Genomic DNA, 20,584 nt, shown 5'->3' with positions numbered 1-20,584 from the left:
TGTCGCCGATGACCGACGCGCCGCCACCGGACGCGCTCCTCTTCCTCTCCTTCGGCGGGCCGGAGGGGCCGGATGAGGTGATGCCGTTCTTGCGGCGCGTGACCGAGGGCCGCAACGTGCCGGACGAGCGATTGGCCGAGGTCGCCGAGCACTACTACCACTTCGGCGGGGTCTCCCCGATCAACAGGCTCAATCGCGAGATCATCGCGAACGTGGAGCAAGAGCTCGCCGCCGAGGCCTGGGATCTGCCGGTGTACTTCGGCAACCGCAACTGGCATCCCTTCGTCGAGGACACGGTCGCGCGGATGGCTCGGGACGGAGTGCGGCGCGCGTTGGTGTTCGCGACCTCGGCCTGGGGCGGCTACTCGGGAGACGAGCAGTACCGCGAGGACATCGCGCGGGCCCGCGCTTCGGTCGGCGGCGCGGCTCCCCTGCTGGAAAAGCTCCCCCAGTTCTGGGACCATCCCCTGTTCGTCGAGGCGTTCGCCGACGCGGTGCGCGCGGCGCGGCGGACGCTGCCCGACTCCGCGCGCCTCGTGTTCACCGCGCATTCGGTGCCGCTGGCAAGCGGCGGCCGCGAGCTCTACGAGCAACAAGTGCGCGAGGCCGCCGCGCTCGTCGCGCGGGCGGTCGGCGAGCGCACGCACGACGTGGTCTGGCAATCGCGCTCAGGGCCGCCGTCTGTCCCTTGGCTGGAGCCGGACGTCTGCGACCATATCGAGTCTCTGGCGGCGCAAGGGGTCTGCGATATCGCGCTGTGCCCGATCGGCTTCGTCTCGGACCACATCGAGGTGGTCTGGGATCTCGACAATGAGGCGAAAGCACTGGCCGAATCGCTCGGCGTGCGGCTCGCGCGGGCGAAGACCCCCGGACCCGACCCCCGCTTCGCCAAGATGGTCGTGGAGCTTGCTCGCGCGGCAGCGGGCTAGCGCACGTCCCGTCCGCCGGGGCGACCCGCAGCGCTCGGCTGAAAACTGCCAGACCGCGTCGGCGCGCTCGCGCGCGTGACGGGCCGCCCGCAACCGGAATCGCCCGGCTCGGGGCGGTGTCCGCCGACTGCTCGGAGCTGTGAAGGCGCGGCCTCAGACCGGCCTGAGCCCAAGGTGCTCGCGCAGCGTCGTGCCCTCGTAGGCAGTGCGGTACACGCCGCGCTCCTGCAGGGCCGGCACCAGCCAGTCCACGATCTCGTCCAGCCCTCCCGGCACGATGTAGGGCGAGATGTTGAACCCGTGGCAGGCCCCGGAGCGGACGAAATGCGCCATCCGGTCGGCGACCTGCGCCGCGGTGCCGACAAAGCCGGTCCGCCGCTGCGTGGCGGTCTCCACGATCAGCTCGCGGATGGAGAGGCCGCCCTTCTCCTCGGCGAGAGCCCGCCATCCTGCCGCCACTGCGAGCGGATCCCTGCCGCCTTGCCCCGAGCCCATAGTCTGGGAGGTCTCCGCGATGACCGGGTCCTCCGAAGGCAGCGGGCCGTCGGGGTCGAGGTGCGAGAGGTCCTTGCCCCATACCTGCGACACCATCGCGAGCGCGGTCTGCCCCGTCACCTGGCCTCGGGTCACCCAGTCGAATTTCTCCGCGACTTCGCTCTCCCGCTCGGCGAGCACCACCTGCGTGGCCGGAAGGATCCTGATGTCCTCCTCGGGCCTGCCGAAGGACCGCAGCCGGCCCCGGATGTCGTCGGCGAAGGCGAGCGCGTCCGCGTGGTCCGAGCCGTGCGCGGAGAAGATCACATCGGCTTCCGCCGCGGCGAAGTCCCGGCCCGCCGAAGAGTCCCCCGCCTGGAAGATCACCGGCCTTCCTTGCGGGCTCGGCGGCAGCGACGGGACGAGCCGCACGTCGAACTGCGAGCTGCGGAATTCGACCTCCTTGCCGCCGTCCTCGGTCCAGCCGGACCAGATCTGCTTGGCGAGCTGGACGAACTGCCGGGCGCGGTCGTAGCGGAACTGGTGGTCGAGATAACCGCCCCGGCGGAAGTTCTCGCCGGTCCACGCGTTGTCCGTGGTGACGGCGTTCCACCCCGCCCTGCCGTCGGAGAGCAGGTCGAGCCCGGAGAGCCTGCGCGCGAGGTCGGCGGGCTCGTTGTACGTGCAGTTCTGCGTGGCGACCAGCCCGACGCGGGAGGTGATTGCCGCGAGCGCGGCCAGCTCGGTGATCGCGTCCGGCCGGCCCGCGATATCCAATTCGTGGATCTGGCCGCGCTGCTCGCGCAACCGCAGGCCTTCGCCGAGGAAGAAAGCGTCGAAGAGGCCGCGCTCGGCGGTCTGCGCGATTTCGCGGAAAGTCGCGAAGTCGATCTGTGAGCCGGAGTCCTTGTCGGACCAGATCGTCGTGTGGTTCACCCCTTGGACGAACACTCCGAAATGCACCTTCGCGTGCGGATAGCGGTGCTCGGTCACGCGATCTCCTGCCACTCGCGCGGATTCTTTGCCGCTGGGCGCGACAGCCCCAATGTCTCGCGCAACGTCTGCCCCGGTCTCGGACCTGAGACGACGCCCGCCTCCAGCAGCTTCGGCGTCACGGCCCTGCCGAACGCGGGCAAGTCCTCGCCGAGCGACCTCGGCCGCAGGAGCACGCCGTCGACCTGTCCTGACAGCTCTGTGATCCGCTCCGCCAACGCGGCGGCCCCGACAGGTCCGGCCAGGTCGAAGTCCAACGCCACAACGGTCAGGGCGCCTTCGACGGGCTCCGGCTGCCGCGTGATCACCACGTCGGCCAAAGAGGCCGGCAGCTCACCCGACCTCGCGAAGACCGGGATCTGGCCTTGTGGGCTGCGCGGCGTGATCGAAGGCCCTTTCACAGAGAAGCGCTCCCCGACGAAATCGATGTGGCGGACTTTCCGCCGGTCGAGGAAGCGCCCGGTCGCCACGTCGCGGATCACCGCGTCGTCCTCCCACGAGTCCCAGAGCGATCGGGCCGCGCGCACGCTGTCGCGCTGCTCGACGGCGAGGCTCTCGCCGTCCGCCTGAGGCCAGCCCAGCGCTGAGGGATGCTCCGCCCCCGGCGTGCGCGAGGGCAGCCATCCCGCCCGCCCGTAAGAGGCGAAATCCACCGCTTGCAGCTGCACTGCCGTGTGGAACGGCTCGTTATACGTGGTGGAAACCTCGGCGACCAAGCCGAGCGAGGTCGTCAACGCCGCCGCGTACGCGGCCTGGCCAACCGCGTCGATCCGCCCGTGCGCGCCGGGCGCGTCGCGGAACACCGCGTAACCGAACCTCGCGTTCTGCGCCTGACGGACGACGTCTTTGACTTGCTTGCCGGAGAGCACTCGCTCCTGGTCGATCTCTATGCCGAGAGTGAAGGTCACTTCAGCACCAACAACGTATCTGAGATCGGTTATTCCTTTCCGGTCACCTCGATCCGTTCCCCCGCCGCCCGGAGCCTCGCGGCGGGGCTGATATAGCATGAAGGCATGCGCCGGTTCTCGTTCCTCCTCGCGGCGGCGGCTGGTGTGACCGTGTTCGGCGCGTGTCCGACCGCGTCGGCCGAGCCGTGCCTGCACGGGATCTACATCGACCCGACCGATTTCAAGGCCTACGCGTGCCCATGGGGCGGCGGCACCCTCCACACCGCGCACGGCGACGTCTACGTGGACGCGGGCGGCATCGTCGTGCCCGATTCCGCGTTCGCGTACGGGCCCCCCGACGACGGCAACGGCGGCGGTGACGACGACGGGGCCGACGACGGCGCGGCCGGGGCCGACGACGGCGGCGATTAACTCGTCCCGCGCCGCGTTTTCGCAGGAAGAAGAGCGGAGTTCCGCCTAGACGGCTCCAGTCCCGTGCGGCATAATATGCGACATGTCCGCTCTTTCGCGCCGCGCGCGCTCTTCTCGCTTGGGTCTCGCCTTGCTCCTCGCCTGCGCTGGCGGGCTGACGCAGGGCGAGGTCGCGGCGGCAGACCCGAACGACGATTGGTCGGACGGCTACTTCCACTCCACGGATCAGTATCCGATACCAAAGCTCATGCTGCTCACGACCTGCACCCCCGATCAGATGCTCGCCGTCGTGAAGAAGACCGACCCCCGTGAGTTCGCCCGGTGGATGACGGAGTTCAAAGTCCACAGCCCCGAGGTCCAACAGGGAGCGATCATCTGGGCCAAGGCGTTTTTCTCGATGGAGCCGGGGGTCAGAGGGCCGCGCAGGGATGTCTCCGAGCGTATCGCCGGCACCTTCGGCGATCTCACCGACCTCGCGTTCGCGGACCACGCGAAGATCTTCTTCAGCAACCACGGCATCGCCAGAAGGATGACGGAGCAGTGCAAGGAGTACCCGAAAGAGGATCCTTCGACCTGGGATTGGTGAGCCGAGACCGCTCCGCTCAGGAGCGGCAAGAGGAAAGGCCCCCTCCGAGGAGGGGGCCTTTCCTCTTGCCGCGCTAGCTCACAGCCTCGGGAGCCGTGCCGCGCAGCGGCCGCGCCCGGACGTTCTGCGGCCACCAGAACCAGCGTCCGAGGAACGCCGCGATGGCCGGGGTCATAAAGGCTCGCACGACGAACGAGTCGAACAGGATGCCGAGGCAGATCGCTGTTCCGAGCTGGCCGATGGTCAACAGATCGCTGACGATCAACGCCCCCATGGTGAAGGCGAACACGAGGCCGGCGGAAGTCTCCATGCTCCCGGTCGCTCCCATCGCCCTGATGATCCCCGTGTTCAGCCCGGCATGCATTTCCTCCCGAAGCCGGGAGACGAAGAGCAGGTTGTAGTCGGCTCCGACCGCCAGCATGATGATGATCGACACCACCGGCACCGACCAGTGCAGCGGTATATTCAAGATGTCCTGCCAGATGAGCACAGACAGCCCGAAGGAGGCCCCGAGCGAGAGGGCCACCGTTCCGACGATGACGATCGCCGCGACCAGGCTCCGCATCAGAATGAGCATGATGACCAAGATCAGGCTCAACGAGGACACGATGGCGATCATCAAGTCGTACTTCGTGCCGTCCCGCATGTCTTTCACCATGCTCGCCGAGCCGGAGATGAAGAGCTTCGACCCTTCCAGAGGCGTGCCTTTGACGGCGTCGTGCGCCGTGGACAGGATGAGGGGCACGCGGGCCATCCCCTCTGCCGACATCGGATCCCCGTCGTGCGTGATATAGAAACGGGCGGCTTTTCCATCCGGGGAGAGGAAGTTCTCGAGCGCTTTCTTGAAATCCGAGTTCTCGAAGGTCTCCGGCCCGATGTAGAAGGAGTCGTCGTTATGGGCGGTGTCGAACGCCTTCCCCATCACGCCCGCGTGCTCCAACGAGAGCTCTCGCTGTCGCAGCTGCCCGAACTGCGTGCTGTACTGGGCCTGGGTGAGCAGCCGCTGCGTTTTCATCATCGCGATCATCGGCGGCGTCATCTCGAGCATCTGCTTCGTGAGCACGTCCATCTGCTTCGTCTTTTCGAAGGAGACCTCGAACTGGTCGATCGAGGTGGACAAGCCGTCCATCGCGTCCATGGAGTTGCGCAGCGCCCAACACCACGACCAGTCGTAACAGTCGCTCCCGATCCAGTGGAAGATGTTCCGCGTCATCCGCAAGTAGTCCTCCATGACGGACATCTTGTCTTCCATGTCCTTCATCGTCACCAACGTGTCGGGCATGTCTTTGGTGGCCATCTCGTGGGAGATGGCGGCCATCTTCTTCTGGATCTCGTACATGGCCTCCATGTTCGCGATCTGGAAGTCCATCATGCCGAGCATTTTCTTCGAGTCCGCCAAGCGCGCCTTCTGGTAGTCGAGGCTCTCGACCGACGTCGTGTTCTGCATGTCCATGCCGTACGGCATGGAGGTGTGCGCCATCGGCGTGGTCCCGCCGGGCCGAGTGATGCCCTGCGTGCGCGCGATGCCCGAGAGGTGGTACACCGACTTGGCGATCTTCTCAAGCACGAGCATGTCGGCGGGGTTGCGCATGTCGTGGTTCGTCTCGACCATGAGCGTCTCGGGGCTCATCCGGCTGATGGAGAAATGCTTGTCTGCGATTTTGTAGGCCGTGTTGGCCGGGGTGTTCTGCGGCAGGTAGCTGCGGTCGTCGTAGCTGGGCCGGTAGTTGGCCAGCGCGAGGAGGCCGACCAGAGCGATCGAGCACGACGCGACCAGGACCGGAATCGGCCAACGGACCACGACGGTGCCGATCCGCCGCCATCCCCTGGTGTTGGCCTGCCCCTTGGGCTCGAACGCTCCGAAACGGCTGCCAGCCGCGACCACGGCGGGCCCGACTGTCAGGGAGACCGCGATGGCGACGAGCACCGCGACCGCGCTGGGAACGGCGATTGTTTTGAACACAGGGAGGCGCGCGAAGTTGAGGCAGTAGAGCGAGCCCGCGACGGTCAGGCCCGAGCCGAGGATCACATGGGCGACGCTTCGGATCATCGTGTAGTAGGAGCGCTCTCGGTCTTCTCCCGCTCTGCGCGCCGTCTGATACCGCCCGATGAGGAAGATCGCGTAATCCGTTCCGACCGCGACGGTGAGCGCCGTGACCATCGCCGTCGCGGTGGCCGAAAGCCCGATCAGACCATAGTGCCCAAGACATGCGACCGCGCCCTGGGCCGCCTTGAAGGTGAACCCGACCATGACGAACAGCAGCCCGAGGACGACCAACGACCGGTACGTGACGATCAGAATGAGGACAAGCACCACGGCAGTGGCGATATTGACATTCTTGGCGCTCGCGTTCGCGGATTCCTGCCCCTCTTGGGCGAGCGCGGCTCCCCCGGTGAGGAAGCCTCGCACCCCGTCAGGATGCGGGGTGTTCTCCAAGACGTGCCGCACCGCCTCGACCGACTCGTTCGCAAGCGCCTCGCCCTGGTTCCCCGCGAGCACCACCTGGACGTACGTGGCTTTGTTGTCGTCGCTTTGCACGCCCTCCGCCATCAGCGGATCGCTCCAGAAGTCTCGGATGTTCTGGACGTGCTTCGTGTCTTTGCGCAACTCGCGCAGCACATCGTCGTAATACTTGTGCGCGGCGTCGCCGAGCTGGAACGGTTTGTCGGACTCGATGAGGATCATGACCGCGCTGTCCGAGGTGGACTCGTGGAACGTCTTGCCAATGTGATTCGCCGCGATCAGCGCCGGGGCTTGGCTTGCCGACAAGGAGACCGCGCGCTCTTTGCCCACCTCCTCAAGAGACGGAGCCGCGATGTTCGCAGCGACGATCAGCGCGGCCCAGAACAACAGGACCAACGGCCAAAGGGCGCGCATCAACCGCGCGTACAAAGACCTCTCGGCGTGTGCGCCACTCATGCGGACCGCACCTCACAATAAGTCTGCGCGAAAGGCATGCGCGTCACGTACTCGTCTTTCAGCTCGTCGTTGATCGTGATCCGGCAGCCGAGATAGTCGCTGTCCCCCTGCGCCATGACGTTCAGCGCGGACGTGAGCTCGTTCATCGTGAATTCGATCGACCACGGCAGCGTGCTCACGCGGACGTTCTGGGCGTTGGCGTTCTCGTCTATGTAGTTGATGCTGGCCGTCGTGCCCGCCGGGCCGAAAATCTCATATCGAAGGTGTTTGGGGTGCAGGTTCCTCGGCTCCTCTAACGGCGGTCCCCCGTTGGCGTACTTGTTGTCCGATCCGAACACTCCGTGGAGCCGCATGTCCACAGTCCCGGCGACCACGAGGACGAGCGCGATGACCGCAGGGATCCACAATTTTCGCATCAGCAAGCCGACAAGCCCCTGCTTCCTCGTTCCCGACACTCGGCTCCAATCCTCATACTCCCGGTATCAGCTACGCATAACCTTACTTCACCGCGCCCGGCGTCCAGACCTGCTCTCAGCAGTTCCCGCGCAGCACGGCCAAAGTAGTAAAGAGCTGGACATCGGAAGAATACTTCATCGCTCAACGGCGCCCGACACGATTGCGAACGCGCGGCCGAGCGCCTCGATCACCTGGTCCACCTCGCTCTGCGGGCGGTCGAGGAGGAAGAGTCTCATGCGCAGCCTGCCCGCGTACGTCATCACGCCGTAGTTGCGCTCGCTCCCGGAGGTCCGTCCGGACCGGGGGATCAACCCCGGGATCGGGTCCGCTTCCATGTGCGCGTCCAGCGTCGTGAGCCGCAGCCCCTCCGGCGCGGGCAACGTCGGCATGACCCCGACGTTGCTGATCGAGATCCTGCACAATTCGGACCCGTCTTCCAGCCGCATGCGCTGCAACGTCCCCAGCAGTTCCGGCAACAGCCGGACGGACACCGGCACCATGCCGTGCTCCGTGTCGGAGTTCACCTGTTTGAGGACGTGCTCGGCCCAGACGGTCGGATCGTCGTCGCGCCGCGCGGCGAACAGGGCGATGCTCGCCCCGGCGAAATTCGTCACCGAAGCCGGATTCCCGATCGGCGGGACGGTCCGGCCCCGTGCGTCCACGGCGGTGCGCAGCACGACGAAACGCCGCGCGCTGCTCTCGTCCAGCAGGAATTCGGCGAGCACCGCCGCGGCGCACACCACGGCGTGCACAGTCACGCCCGCGCGCTTCGCCGCGTCTTTCACCGCACGGGTCTGCTCCTCGCTCAGATGCAAGCTCGACGAGACGAGCCGAGGGGAGCCGGAATCCTCCGCGTTCGAGTCCTCGACGGCAGGAGCCGGTGGCTGCTTCGGCTCTGCGGGGTTGCTGAGGATCTGCTCCGCGACCTGCTCCCCGTAGCTGCGCCGGAAATACTCCGACGGATCAAGCGCTGGCACGCCGTACTCTTCGAGCACGAGCTCGGGGGACGAGGGCAGGCCGTGGAACGAGCCGCCTTCGAATCCGCTGCCCAGCGACAGACCGGTGTAGTAGGCGAAGAGCTCGAAGCCGTACTGCATGACCAGCCGGGCGTCCGCGCCCGCGTGGTGGCCGATGAACACTATCTTGAACCGGTCCCCGTCGGAGATCACCCGAACGCCCGCGACCTTCCCATCGGGAAGCGAGCCTTGCTCCGGGCTGATCGGCGCGTCGACGTCCCCCTTCTCGAAAGTGAAGACCGGCTCCGCGTTACCCGCTGGCAGCACGAACTCGAATCCCTGGTCGCCGAGGACGACTTGCGCCCCGAGGAACGGGTACTTCGCCGTCAGCGCCGCCAACGCCTGCCGCATGATTTCCTCGTCGAGCGCCCCCTCGCCGCTGAGGACTCCGGAGAAGTAGTAACGCAGAGCGGCCCATCCGAGCTCGGACCGAGACAGTGGGCGGCGAGCGTCCAACTGGTGGTCCGACTCCATCGCGGTCTTGTTCAATGTTCCTTCGCTCTCTGTGTTGGAATACTGTTCCGGATCAGTCCTCGGCAGAGCCGAGGATCCGATCTGCCGCCGAGCGCAAAGCGCGAACCAGCGGAAGCTCGTGGTCGGGGGCGGAACCGGCTTCGCGGACCTTGAACGCCAGCGACAGGCGGCCGCCGTACGTCAATGCCATGAACCAGTAGTTGTGCTTGGTCGCCACGCCCAGCTCCGGACGGCCGAAGTCCTGCGCGGCGAGATTCGCGCTGACCCCCTGGAAGTCTTCGATCACAAGGCCGGGCGGGTTCGGGTAGTCGAAGACCACGCCGACGTTGCTGATCCCGACGAGGAACTTCGAGGCGGGGCCCGCTTCGGGCGGCGGGGCGGCGAGTTCGCCGAGCAGCCGGGGAAGGTGCAGGCACGACTGCTGGATCACCCCGTCGCGCAGCTCTCGGACCAGCCGGTCGACGACTTGGCCGCCGAGCTCGAGCGGGTCGCTCGTCGCCGTCGCCGTCACGACGGCTCCGCCCGTGCCGAGCATCACGGTGCCCTCGGTGGCCGGAGCGGGCGGGTCGAGCCGGTCTCGGATCGCCACGACGGAGAGCACCGGGACGACGAGTTCCTCCGGCCTGCCGAGGAATTCGTGCATCGCGTCGATGACAACAGCTGTGACCACGGCGGAGACCGAGAAGCCCCGCGCTTTGCCGACGGCGCGCAATCGGGCCGTCTCCTCCGCGCTGAACGTCAGTCGGACCTGCCGGGGGCGCTCGTCGCTCTGGACCTCCGTCACCGGGAAGACCGGGGCCGAGCGCAGCGCTTCCTCGAAACCGGAGACCTCGTTGGTCGGACGCACGCCTCGGCGGGTGAGCACCGTTTCGCAGGATTCCAGCATCGGCTGCGGCTCGACCGCGATGGGCTCTCCGGTGAGCACGATTGCCGAGTACTGCTCAAGCAGCCTCGGGATCAGCACCGTCGTGATCGCGTGCCCGTCGTACGCGCCATGGTAGACGCAGAGGCTCAGGCAGAACCGCTCCGGCTCCCCCGCCTCGGCGGCGAGGTCGATGGCGGCGAGCTCGACCGCTGGGTCCACAACGGCTTCGCGGCCCGACGGGGGTTGCGCCGGACTCGCCTCGCGGACGCGCACCACGCCTGGGGCCGGATGCGAGGGGACGACCAATTCGTAGCCTCCGACGGCGGGCTCCATGAAGCCCGCCAACGTCGGATGCTCGGCACGAAGCGCGTCGAACGCACGTCTCAACGCGTCGGCTTCGACCTTCCCGGTCCCGTAGACGGAGCCGACCATCGTCGTGCAGTTGCCTCGATACGCCGTCTCGCTCGGCGTCATCACGCGGCTCGACCGCGACACGGTCTGTGTCATACACTAATTACCCCACAATTGTGACCAATCTGCAACCTTAGAACGGCGTGATGTCGATGACGCGCAGAGGTCAAATTGCTGCTTGCGCTTAGGGAATTAGTTCCAGTCCCCCAGACCGTCGCCCCTGCTCAGGATGCCGCCCTTGGTGTTTTTCACGATCACCGGATCGCCTCGGTGCGAGTTCTCCATGAACCACTTGGCGTTCTCCGTGCTCACGTTGAGGCATCCGTGGCTCACGTCGGCCTTGCCCTGCGAAGCCACCGACCACGGGGCCGCGTGCAGGTAGATGCCGTTCCAAGACATCCTGGAGGCGTATTGGACGTTCACCTTGTAGCCGAGCGCGGCGGTGGTCGGGATGCCGAACGTCGAGGAGTCCATGACGACCGTCGGCAAACGCTCCTGCAAGTAGTACGTCCCGTTCGGGGTCGGGAATTTGTCCATGCCCATGGACACCGGCATGGTCTTGACCACTTTGCCGTTGAGGGTCACCGTCACCTGGTGCGTCGCGTCGTCCGCCACCGTCACGAAGGCGTCGCCGATGCTGTAGTGCGTGTGCGTGGGACCTGCCTGCACGTCGACCACGGTGCCGGGGGTCCAGAACTGGGTCGGGCGCCAGCGGAGCTGCTTGTCGCCGAACCAGTAGAAGACGCCCTGCTGGGGCGGATTCGTGGTGATCGTGACAGACTCCTGCACTTTCCCCTGGTCGGCTGCGGCGACCGGCTTCGAGAAGTTGATCAAGACCGGCTGCGCGATGCCGACGACCTCGCCGTCCGTCGGGGAGAGGTTCGGAGCCCCGTACACGCGCTGCTCGAACTGCGCGGCGGTCTCTGGCGGCCGCTCCGGCTCGTCCCCGTCGTCTCCCGGCTCGGCGAAGGCGGAGCCAGGGGCGATCACAGGGAGCAGAACAGCGAAAAGCACAGCTGAGCGTCGTGGCAGGCGGATACGCATGCGTACGATCATACCCGAGCAGGCGGCGAAGCAGGGGGTTTCAGCACGTCCTGTGCGTCACTGCCAGAAGCCGAAAAGCAGGCCGCCCTCGCCGAGGGCAGCGACGACAGTGGGCCGGCTCGCGTCGCGAGCCGGCCCACTGTCGTCGCTCGTTTAGCTCGAAGCCCGCGCGAGCAGCGAGGCGGGGGGCGTGAAACGCTCCCCGTACGCCGCAGCCAGCTCCTGCGCCCGCGCGACGAAGCCGGCGACGCCGCCCTCGTAGCCCTCGATGTACTGCGACACGCCGCCGGTCCACGCCGGGAAGCCGATGCCGAAGATCGAGCCGATGTTCGCGTCCGGGATCGAGGTGAGCACGCCCTCGTCGAAGCACTTGACCGTCTCAAGCGCCTCGGCGAACAGGTACCGCTCCTGGATGTCCTTGAGCGGGATCGTCGCGCTGCCCGAGTTGAACGCCTCGCGCAGGCCGGACCACAGGGATCCGCGCTTGCCCTCGGCGTCGTAGTCGTAGAACCCGGCTCCGGAGGAACGGCCCTTGCGGCCGTGCTCCTCGACGAGCTTGGCGACGATCTCGATCATCTTCTCGTCGTGGGCCGCGAAGGAGCCGCCAGCGGCCTCGATGCCCGCTTTGGTCTCCTTCGCGATCTTCAGCGGCAGGGTCAGCGTCAGCTCGTCGAGCAGCTGCAACGGACCGACCGGGTAACCCGCCTGCAGGCCGGCCTGCTCCAGGGCGACGGGCTCGACGCCCTCCGCCAGGGCGAGCAGCGCCTCGGTGGTGAAGGTGCCGATCACCCGGCTGGTGAAGAAGCCTCGGGAGTCGTTGACCACGATCGGGGTCTTCTTGATCGCGAGGGTGTAGTCGAAGACCTTCGCGAGGGCCGCGTCCGAGGTGTTCTTGCCCCGGATGATCTCGACCAGCGGCATCTTGTCCACCGGGGAGAAGAAGTGGATCCCGATGAAGTCCTCTTGGCGCTTGACGCCCTCGGCGAGGATCGTGATCGGCAGGGTCGAAGTGTTCGAGCCGAGCAGCGCGTCCGGAGTCACCACGTCCTGGATCTCCTGGAACACCTTGTGCTTGAGCTCGACGCTCTCGAAGACCGCCTCGATGACGAAATCGACGCCCGCGAAGTCGGCGGGGTCGGCGGTCGGCGTGATCCGGGCGAGGAGCGCGTCGGACTTCTCCTGGGTGGTCTTGCCTCGGGAGAGCGCCTTCGCCTCGAGCTTCTCGGAGTACGCCTTGCCCTTCTGCGCGGCCTCGATGGTCACATCCTTGAGCACGACGTCGATCCCGGCCTTGGCCGTCACGTACGCGATCCCGGCTCCCATCATCCCGGCCCCGAGCACGCCGACCTTGGTCGGAGTGCTCTTCGGCTGGCCCTGCGGGCGGCTGCCGCCCGCGTTGATGTGCTGCAAGTCGAAGAAGAACGCCTTGGTCATGTTCTTCGCGACCTGGCCGACGGCCAAGGAGACGAAGTAACGGGTCTCGATCAGGAAGGCGTTGTCGACGTCCACTTGGGCGCCTTCGATGGCGGCCGCGACGATCGCGCGCGGCGCGGGCATCGGGGCCCCATGGGTCTGCTTGCGCAGGTTCGCCGGGATCGCGGGGGCGAACTGGGCGAACGACGGGGTCGACGGGCTGCCGCCGGGGATCTTGTAGCCCTGCTGGTCCCACGGCTGCACGCCGCCCTCGGGGTTCGCCTTGATCCACGCCTTCGCGGCGGGGACGAGCTCCTCGACCGTGGAGACCAGCTCGTGCACGAGGCCGAGATCCTTTGCCTTGGCCGGGTTCAGCCTCGGGCCCTGGAGCAGGACGCCCATCAGCGCGCTCTGGATGCCGAGCAGACGCACCGTCCGCACGACGCCGCCCGCGCCGGGGAGCAGGCCCAAGCTCACCTCGGGCAGGCCCAGCTGCACGCCCTTCACGTCGGCGACGATCCGGCGGTGGGTGGCGAGGGTGATCTCCAGGCCGCCGCCGAGCGCCGCGCCGTTGATCGCGGAGACCACCGGCTTGCCCAGCTTCTCGAGCCGCCGCAAGGAGGCCTTGATGTTGTTGGTCTCCTCGGTGAGCCTCGGGGCGTCCGTAGGCGTCACCTTGATCAGGTCGTTGAGGTCGCCGCCGGCGAAGAAGGTCTTCTTCGCGGAGGCGATCACCACGCCCGTGATGTTCTCGACCTCGGCCTCCAGGCGCTCCACGGCGGCCCGGAGGGACGCGATGAAGTCCTGGTTCATGGTGTTCGCGCTCTGGTTCGGGTCGTCGAGCGTCAGCGTGACGATCCCGTCGGAGTCCTGCTCCCAGCGAATGGTGTTGGTGTAGTCAGACATTGTTTTAGGCTCCTACTTTCAGACGCGCTCGACGATGGTCGCGACGCCCATGCCGCCGCCGATGCACAGGGTGACAAGGCCGTACCGGGCCTGACGGCGCTCCAGTTCGTCCACAACGGTGCCGAGGATCATCGCGCCGGTCGCGCCGAGCGGATGGCCCATCGCGATGGCCCCGCCGTTGACGTTGACCTTCTCCGGGTCGATGTTCAGATCCTTGATCCACTTGAGGACCACGGAGGCGAACGCCTCGTTGAGCTCCCAGACGTCGATGTCGTCGACGGTGAGCCCGGCCTTCTCCAACACCTTCTTCGTGGCCGGAGTCGGGCCGGTGAGCATGATCGTGGGCTCGGAGCCGACCTGCGCGGTGGCGACGATCCGGGCGCGGGGGGTCAGACCGGCCCGCTTGCCCGCGGCCTCGCTGCCGACCAGGACGATCCCGGCTCCGTCGACGATGCCCGAGGAGTTCCCGCCGGTGTGGACGTGGTCGATGCGCTCGACGTTGTAGTACTTCTGCAGCGCCACCGCGTCGAAGCCGCCCTGCTCGCCGATCGTGGTGAAGGCGGGCTTGAGCTTGCCGAGGCCCTCGACGGTGGTGCCGGGACGGCGGTGCTCGTCGTGGTCGAGGATGGTCACGCCGTTGATGTCCTTCACCGGCACGACGGACTTGGCGAAGTAACCTCCGGTCCACGCGCGGTCCGCCTTGTCCTGCGAGGAGACCGCGAACTGGTCGACGTCCTCGCGGGTGAAGCCCTCGATCGTGGCGATCAGGTCAGCGCCGATGCCCTGCGGGGCGATGTAGAGGTCGTAGCTCGTCGCGGGGTCCGAGAACAGCGCGCCGCCGTCCGAGCCCATCGGCACGCGGGACATGGACTCCACGCCGCCGCCGATGACCAGCTGGTCCCAGCCGGAGGCGACCCGCGCGGCGGCGAGGTTCACCGCCTCGAGGCCGGACGCGCAGAAGCGGTTGATCTGCGTCCCCGGGACGTTCTCGCCGAGGCCCGAGGCCAGCGCGGCGGTGCGGGAGATGACCGCGCCCTGGTCGCCGATCGGGGAGACGACGCCGAGGATCACGTCGTCGATCGTCTTAGAATCCAGCCCGCCGTGGCGGGCTTTGAGCTCCCGCAACAGCCCCACGACAAGGTCGAGCGGCTTCACGCTGTGCAGCGCGCCGCCCTTTTGCTTGCCTCTCGGGGTGCGGAGAGCTTCGTAGATGTACGCCTGCTCGGGCATAACAGCCTTCTTTCCTAATGTGAACTGTGTCGGTCACAATGCTAGCCTCGGTTCACCGGTCCCGCTATATCCGCTGATCGGTGCTACCAGACATGCCGAAAAGTAGGCTAACATGGGTTCACTTATGCCGAACACCGCCCCGCGAAGCGCCACCCGACCCCCGGGGCGCAAGACGCAGTTGCTCCGACTCGCGTCGGAGCTTTTCGCGGCGAAGGGCTACCCGAATGTCAGCGTCGCGCAGATCGCCTCGGCGGCCGGAGTCACCGCTCCCTCGATCTACCGGCACTTTCTCGACAAACAGGCCATCCTCGGCGAGGCAGTGCTCGACGCGATCCGCAGCCTCGAAGAGGTGACGACGCCGGAGCTGACGTTCGACGAGTTCGTCATCGAGATGACCTCCGTCACAGTCGGGCGCCCGGACCTCGCCGTGCTCTGGCGCTGGGGCGTGCTGCACCTCGGCCCCGAGTGGCGGGCGACGATCCGGGAACGGTCCCGAGCGCTCTTGGACCGTTGGACCACCAGCATCCGCATGCTGCGCCCCGAACTCGGCCCCGACGAGGCGCGCATGCTGGCCCGCGCGATGGCCTCGGCGGTCTCCAGCGCCATCGTCCGCCCCGGCAGGCTCTCCTCGACCAAGCACGCGAGCGCCCTCGCCGGCGTGGTGCGCCGGACCGTCTCCGCCCAACTGCCGCCGCCGGTCCGCCGAGACGGCCCGCTCGCGCCGGTCCACGTCGAAGAGCTTCCCGTGGGCGGCAGACGGGAGCAGCTGCTCGGCGCGGCCTCGGAGCTCTTCCTCGCCCGAGGGTTCGCCTCCGTCGGCGTGGACGAACTCGGAGCCGCCGTCGGCATCAGCGGCCCCAGCGTCTACCGGCACTTCCCGGACAAGCAGGCCGTGCTCGCCGCCGTCTGCCTGCGCGGAGTGCGCAGGCTCGTCGGCCAGGTCGAGGCCGAGTTCGCCCTGCTCAAGAACGGCGGCCCCGCCGAGCGGCTCACAGCGTTGATCCGGGCGCACACCTCGGCCCTCTTGAGCTCGCCGGACCTGGTCGTGGCAGGGAGCATCGGCACCGTCGAACTCGCCGGACCGGCGGGGCAAGAGGCACGGGACTTCTTGCGCGCGCATGTCACGTGTTGGACCACCGCCCTTTTGCAGCTGGACGAGATGGCGGCGCTTCCAGCGAATGGGGAAGCCTCCCCCGTCCGGGGGGCAACGGGCGGGGGGCTGTCCCCCGCCGAGGCGAAAGTGATCGTCTACGCCGCGCTCACCCTCGCAAACGACCTCGCCCGGACCAAAGCCACCCGCGACCGGCCCAACCTCGAAGCCGAGATGACGGCGCTGATGACCTGCGCGGTCGGGCTGCAGCAGCGTCCGCCGGGATAAGCGCCCTCGTGCCGACAGCACGCGCTGAGCGCGGCAAGCGCCTTTGTTTGCGAAGACCTCGCCGAGAACCAGCGAAGCCGTGGCTCCGACCGGCCCCGTCAGCCTGCGGCGCTCAGCGCCTCTAGCCGCGCTGGCACGTGCTTGTGCCACGGAGTGCCCGCAATGGGGTCCCGGTCTTCGATGCTGGTCAGCTCATTCGGCCCCACGCCGGCGGCTCCCTCGCGCAGCACGCCCGGATGCGTGGTGCCCATGCCGTTCGGCAGGGCCACGTTGCCGGGCAGCATGATGTCGCCGACCTCGACGGTCACGACCACAGATCCGCCTTTCGTGGTGAGCAGCGCGGGGTCGCCGTCGCTGAGCCCGAGGGCCGCCGCGTCCACCTTGCTGATCTGCAACGCGCCGTCGCCTCCCCGGCGTCGCCAGACGGGGTCGCGGATGATGGTGTTCGCGGTGTAGGAGCGCCGATGGCCCGCGATCAGCACAAGCGGGAATTCGGCGCTCGTCCATGACCGCCGTTGCGGGTCTTGGAGCGTGGCGACCTCCTGGAGCAGCGGCTCGATCACCATTCTGATTTTCTTGCCCGGCGTCGTCACGTAGTTCCACGAGTCGCCCCAGTCGTCCTGGGTGAACACCACACCCGTCTCGGTGCTCAACAACTTCTCGTACAGCTTGGTCGCAGGCTCCAGCCCTTTGCCGGTGAATCCCGCACGGGCGAGGCTCTTCCCGTTCATGAACATGGCGGCGATGCACGCGAACCACATGATGGCTGCGGGGCGCAGGCTCTCGTCCATGTCCTGGCCGATCGTCTCATGCACGATCGTGGTGAGCATCGCCACGCGGGACGGTTTGGCCGCGACCGCCGCCGCGAGGGCGGCCAGATAGCTGTTGGGGCCGTTCTTCCATGCTCGGCGCAGCCGCTCTAGAGCCGGCTCGTCCAAGATCCCGAAACGCTGGGAGAGCCGGGCGAAGATCTCCGCCTCCGTCAGCGTGCCCTGTAGCGGGTCGAGCACCGGCTTGCGCAGGTGGAAGACGTTCTGCGGGAATTCGAAGTTGAAGAACGTCGCTTCGGCCTTCTCGAACTGGCTCGAGGCGGGGAGCACGTAGTCCGCCAGCTGGGCCGTCTCCGTGAACGCGACGTCGACCACCACCGAGAGCTCCAACGCCCGCATCGCGGCCCGCCAGCGCGCGGACTCCGCCAACGAGTGCGCCGGGTTGCCGCTCACGACGAACAGCGCTCGGAACCGGTCCGGATGGTCGGTGAGGATCTCCTCCGTGAGCGAGTTGCAGGGGATCTGCCCGCTGATAATACGAGCGCCGGTGACCGGCGACGAGCCGTCGGGCAGCTTCGGGATCAGCCTGAGTCCCTTCGGGACGAGGCCGATCCCCAAGTCGAGCGCCGCCTTGGCGGCCCGCTCGAACCTCGGCGCGAAACGCGGGGAGGCGAGCGCCGCCGAGACGGCCCGGTCCGCGAGCTTGCCGAACGGCTTCGTCGCCCCCGTCGCGACTTTCACGGCACGGTACGCCCACATCGGCACCGGGTACGGCAACGGGGCCGAATTCTTCTTACGCCGCCACCACTTCCCGTTCGACGGCACGCCGAGCGGGATCATGAACGAGTGCAACTGCTGGCAGCCTTTGCGGGCGAAATTGCCGGTGAGGATCCACAGCATCTTGTCGAGATAGGAGACGAGCGTGCTGTGCGCCGACTGCTGCACGCCGAGGTCTTCGTAGAATGACGCGCTCTCCGCGGCGGCGATGACCCGCGCTGTGCGGCGCACCAGCTCCTCCGGGACGCCGCTGATTTCGGCGAACTCCGCGACCGGGGTGTCGCGGAAAGCCTTAAGCACCCGTTCGCTGCCTGTCGTGTGCTTGGCGAGGAAGTCGTGGTCGACCAAGTCCTCCTGGACAAGGACGCCCACCATCGCCGCGAGCAGCCACGCGTCACGGCCAGGCTTCACCCGCAAGTGGATGTCGGCGATCTCGGCGCTCTCGGACAGGCGGGGGTCGACGACGATGAGCGTGCGTTCGGGGTCGCGGGCCGCCTCCCGCAGCACCGGCCTCGCCTTCGGGAAACTATGCGTCTGCCACGGGTTCTTCCCTAGGAAGAACAGCACCTGCGCGTGCTCGAAATTGCCCTTCGTGTGTGTTCCGTACATCTGGGTGTCCACCCAGACCTCGCCGGCCTTCTCCTGCGCGAGGGCGGTGGACGCGAACGGGGACTCCATGTAGCCCATGACCGAGGCGACGCCCGCGAGCCCCATATGGTCGCCCTGGCCGCTGGCGTAGGCCAGCAGCTTGCCGGGACCGTGGCGCTCCTTGATCTCGGCGAGCTTCGCCGCGATCTCGTCGAGCGCCTGGTCCCAGCCGATCGGGACGTATTCCCCCTCCGGAGTGCGCTTGAGCGGGGAGGTCAGCCGCGCCGCGTCGTTTTGGTAATAGTCCAGGCGCATGGCTTTCTCGCAGGTGTATCCCTGCGATCCCGGATGCTCCTTATCGCCCCGGATGGTGGCGAACCGACGGCCGTCGAGGTCGATCTTGATCCCGCAGTTGCACTCGCACAGGATGCAGGCGGAGGTTTTCGTCGTCAGCGGAATGGTGCGGCGGGAACGGGTGACAGTTGCGCCTTGCGGCGTTGAGCTGCTGTTCGCGATGTCCATGACCCACCATAACACATAGTATATGATTTACGCCATATAGTTTTTAGAACATTATCGGGCGCATCCTCCAGGCAGAAGAAGCTGCGGCGCGAAAACTCCGACGGGCAGGAGGCGCAGCTCGCGGGAACGGCAAGAGGGGCGTCCTGCGACGGCTGTTGTCGCAGGACGCCCCTCTCGGCGCTCTCACCAGGTCACTGGCTCGCAGAGGTCTCGACCGGGGCCGGATCCAACTCCAAGACCGCCATGGCCACGGCGATATCGCCGTCGTGGCTGAGCGAGACATGGACCCGGACTTCCCCGAGATGCCCGGCGAGCACCGAGCCGAGGCGAACCGAAGGGCGGCCCCAGGCGTCGGTGACCACCTCGACCTCGCGCGGCGAGAGGTTCGGCTCCTTCGGCGAACGGCCGAACCTGCTCACCGACCATGCCTTCACCACCGCCTCTTTCACCGCCCACCGGCCCGCGTAATGACGGGCCGGGTCCTGGCGGCGGTCCACGTCGTTGCGCTCCCCCGGCGTGAAGTTGCGCAACATGACCGTGCCCGGCTGGGCCAGCTGCTCCGCGAACGCGGACACGACGACCACGTCCACGCCGATCCCGAGGATCGCCACGCCGCTACGCTTCGTAGTGGCCGGACGGAGCCAACCGGTAGGCGGGATCGAGGAGCAGCTTCGACTCCGAAGCGTTCTCAGCCTCGTAGCCTTCGCCCTCGAGGCGCCGGTCTGTCGGTCGGGCGTAGGCTGCCTCGCCGCCGCACATGGCCTCTTGCAGGCGCCGCTGGCCGGCGACGCGCCTTGCCCTGGCCCGCTCGGCGTACGCCTGCCGCTGTCCTTCGTCGGATAGCGCGGCGAGGAACGCGGCGGGGTGCACGACGAGGATCATGCCGGAGACGTGGCCGAAGCCGAGGGAGGTGACCACGCCGGCTTTGAGGGGGAAGCTCCCGTCGAAGGCGAGGGGCTCTTTGAGCCAGACCAGGTGCTCGTGCTCGGCCATGGCGTCGTCCACGCAGTCCAGGCTGCGGTTGGCCGGGATCTGCCCGGAGGCGAGGACTTGGCAGAGGCCGATGGTCTGGAACGCCGCCGCGCCGCCTTTGGAGTGCCCGGTGAGGCTCTTCTGCGAGATCACGAAGAGCGGGGCCCTCTGGCTTCGGCCGATCGCCGCCGCGAGTTTCTCGTGCAGGTTGGCCTCGTTCGGGTCGTTGGCGAGGGTGGAGGTGTCGTGTTTGGACACCACCGCGACGTCGTCCGCGGCGAGCCCGAACTTCGCGAGCGCACGGGCGAACTGCGAGTCCCGCCCGCCCAGGCCCGCCGCGAGGGCGCCGACGCCGGGGGCGGGGATGGAGGTGTGCACGCCGTCGCCGAAGGACTGCGCGTAGCCGACCACGCCCAGGACCGGCAGGCCCAGCTGGGCCGCGACGTCGCCCCTGGCGAGCAGGATCGTCCCGCCGCCCTGGGAGTCCACGAACCCCGCCCGCCGCCGGTCGCCGGGCCGCGAAGCCCGCTTGGGGCTCACG

At 67.5% G+C, this 20,584-nt stretch carries 16 protein-coding genes; 4 read left to right on the top strand and 12 right to left on the bottom strand.

The window, feature by feature from the left end:
- Positions 1-8 precede the first annotated feature (8 nt).
- Entirely contained in the window at positions 9-929 is a 921-nt protein-coding gene (locus HMPREF9336_RS10010; RefSeq protein WP_007466585.1) for a ferrochelatase, read from the top strand.
- Positions 930-1,082: 153 nt separating this feature from the next.
- Here the strand turns inward: HMPREF9336_RS10010 and HMPREF9336_RS10005 are convergent, their stop codons facing one another.
- On the bottom strand, positions 1,083-2,396 hold the full coding sequence (locus HMPREF9336_RS10005; RefSeq protein WP_021030459.1) for an NtaA/DmoA family FMN-dependent monooxygenase: 1,314 nt from the start codon (positions 2,394-2,396) through the stop codon (positions 1,083-1,085).
- Positions 2,393-3,304, bottom strand: coding sequence for an LLM class flavin-dependent oxidoreductase (locus HMPREF9336_RS10000; protein WP_021030458.1), 912 nt, complete (start codon positions 3,302-3,304; stop codon positions 2,393-2,395). Before HMPREF9336_RS10000 ends, HMPREF9336_RS10005 begins: the two co-directional genes overlap by 4 nt.
- Before the next feature lie 105 nt (positions 3,305-3,409).
- Here HMPREF9336_RS10000 and HMPREF9336_RS09995 point away from each other — a divergent pair, with 105 nt between their 5' ends.
- Positions 3,410-3,715 (top strand): hypothetical protein, encoded by a 306-nt coding sequence (locus tag HMPREF9336_RS09995; protein WP_007466580.1) that lies wholly within the window; start codon positions 3,410-3,412, stop codon positions 3,713-3,715.
- An 82-nt stretch (positions 3,716-3,797) separates the two neighbouring features.
- Entirely contained in the window at positions 3,798-4,301 is a 504-nt protein-coding gene (locus HMPREF9336_RS09990; RefSeq protein WP_007466578.1) for a DUF5078 domain-containing protein, read from the top strand.
- A 73-nt stretch (positions 4,302-4,374) separates the two neighbouring features.
- Here HMPREF9336_RS09990 and HMPREF9336_RS09985 read toward each other — a convergent pair whose 3' ends face one another.
- The 7 genes from HMPREF9336_RS09985 to HMPREF9336_RS09955 all read right to left on the bottom strand — a co-directional run bounded on the left by HMPREF9336_RS09985 (position 4,375) and on the right by HMPREF9336_RS09955 (position 15,036).
- Complete coding sequence (locus tag HMPREF9336_RS09985) at positions 4,375-7,221, bottom strand: MMPL/RND family transporter (RefSeq protein WP_007466577.1); 2,847 nt, start codon at positions 7,219-7,221, stop codon at positions 4,375-4,377.
- Entirely contained in the window at positions 7,218-7,637 is a 420-nt protein-coding gene (locus HMPREF9336_RS09980; protein WP_007466575.1) for an MmpS family transport accessory protein, read from the bottom strand. Before HMPREF9336_RS09980 ends, HMPREF9336_RS09985 begins: the two co-directional genes overlap by 4 nt.
- Before the next feature lie 174 nt (positions 7,638-7,811).
- Positions 7,812-9,167: a phthiocerol/phthiodiolone dimycocerosyl transferase family protein gene (locus tag HMPREF9336_RS09975; protein WP_021030456.1), complete on the bottom strand. Its 1,356-nt coding sequence runs from the start codon at positions 9,165-9,167 to the stop codon at positions 7,812-7,814.
- A gap of 52 nt (positions 9,168-9,219) precedes the next feature.
- Complete coding sequence (locus tag HMPREF9336_RS09970) at positions 9,220-10,539, bottom strand: phthiocerol/phthiodiolone dimycocerosyl transferase family protein (RefSeq protein WP_084206668.1); 1,320 nt, start codon at positions 10,537-10,539, stop codon at positions 9,220-9,222.
- Positions 10,540-10,635: 96 nt separating this feature from the next.
- Positions 10,636-11,457: a L,D-transpeptidase gene (locus HMPREF9336_RS09965; RefSeq protein WP_051357329.1), complete on the bottom strand. Its 822-nt coding sequence runs from the start codon at positions 11,455-11,457 to the stop codon at positions 10,636-10,638.
- A gap of 183 nt (positions 11,458-11,640) precedes the next feature.
- Positions 11,641-13,806, bottom strand: coding sequence for a 3-hydroxyacyl-CoA dehydrogenase NAD-binding domain-containing protein (locus HMPREF9336_RS09960; protein WP_007466567.1), 2,166 nt, complete (start codon positions 13,804-13,806; stop codon positions 11,641-11,643).
- A gap of 18 nt (positions 13,807-13,824) precedes the next feature.
- Entirely contained in the window at positions 13,825-15,036 is a 1,212-nt protein-coding gene (locus HMPREF9336_RS09955; RefSeq protein ID WP_021030454.1) for an acetyl-CoA C-acetyltransferase, read from the bottom strand.
- Positions 15,037-15,148: 112 nt separating this feature from the next.
- Between HMPREF9336_RS09955 and HMPREF9336_RS09950 the strand changes: the two genes are divergently transcribed.
- Positions 15,149-16,414 (top strand): TetR/AcrR family transcriptional regulator, encoded by a 1,266-nt coding sequence (locus HMPREF9336_RS09950; RefSeq protein ID WP_021030453.1) that lies wholly within the window; start codon positions 15,149-15,151, stop codon positions 16,412-16,414.
- Between the two features lie 98 nt (positions 16,415-16,512).
- On the opposite strand, the gene HMPREF9336_RS09945 is transcribed toward HMPREF9336_RS09950, so the two are convergent.
- The 3 genes from HMPREF9336_RS09945 to HMPREF9336_RS09935 all read right to left on the bottom strand — a co-directional run.
- The gene (locus tag HMPREF9336_RS09945; protein ID WP_007466564.1) at positions 16,513-19,071 is read right to left on the bottom strand and encodes a molybdopterin-dependent oxidoreductase; all 2,559 of its coding nucleotides are present in this window, start codon (positions 19,069-19,071) and stop codon (positions 16,513-16,515) included.
- A 191-nt stretch (positions 19,072-19,262) separates the two neighbouring features.
- Positions 19,263-19,682: a holo-ACP synthase AcpS gene (gene acpS, locus HMPREF9336_RS09940; RefSeq protein WP_007466562.1), complete on the bottom strand. Its 420-nt coding sequence runs from the start codon at positions 19,680-19,682 to the stop codon at positions 19,263-19,265.
- Positions 19,683-19,686: 4 nt separating this feature from the next.
- On the bottom strand, positions 19,687-20,584 hold an 898-nt coding region (locus HMPREF9336_RS09935), incomplete at its 5' end, for a beta-ketoacyl synthase (RefSeq protein ID WP_040585489.1).

Origin of the sequence: Segniliparus rugosus ATCC BAA-974, assembly GCF_000185725.2 — a bacterium.
GTDB lineage: Bacteria > Actinomycetota > Actinomycetes > Mycobacteriales > Mycobacteriaceae > Segniliparus > Segniliparus rugosus.
The sequence above is the reverse complement of the archived record's forward strand: the minus strand, read 5'-3'. Positions and strand labels throughout refer to the sequence as shown.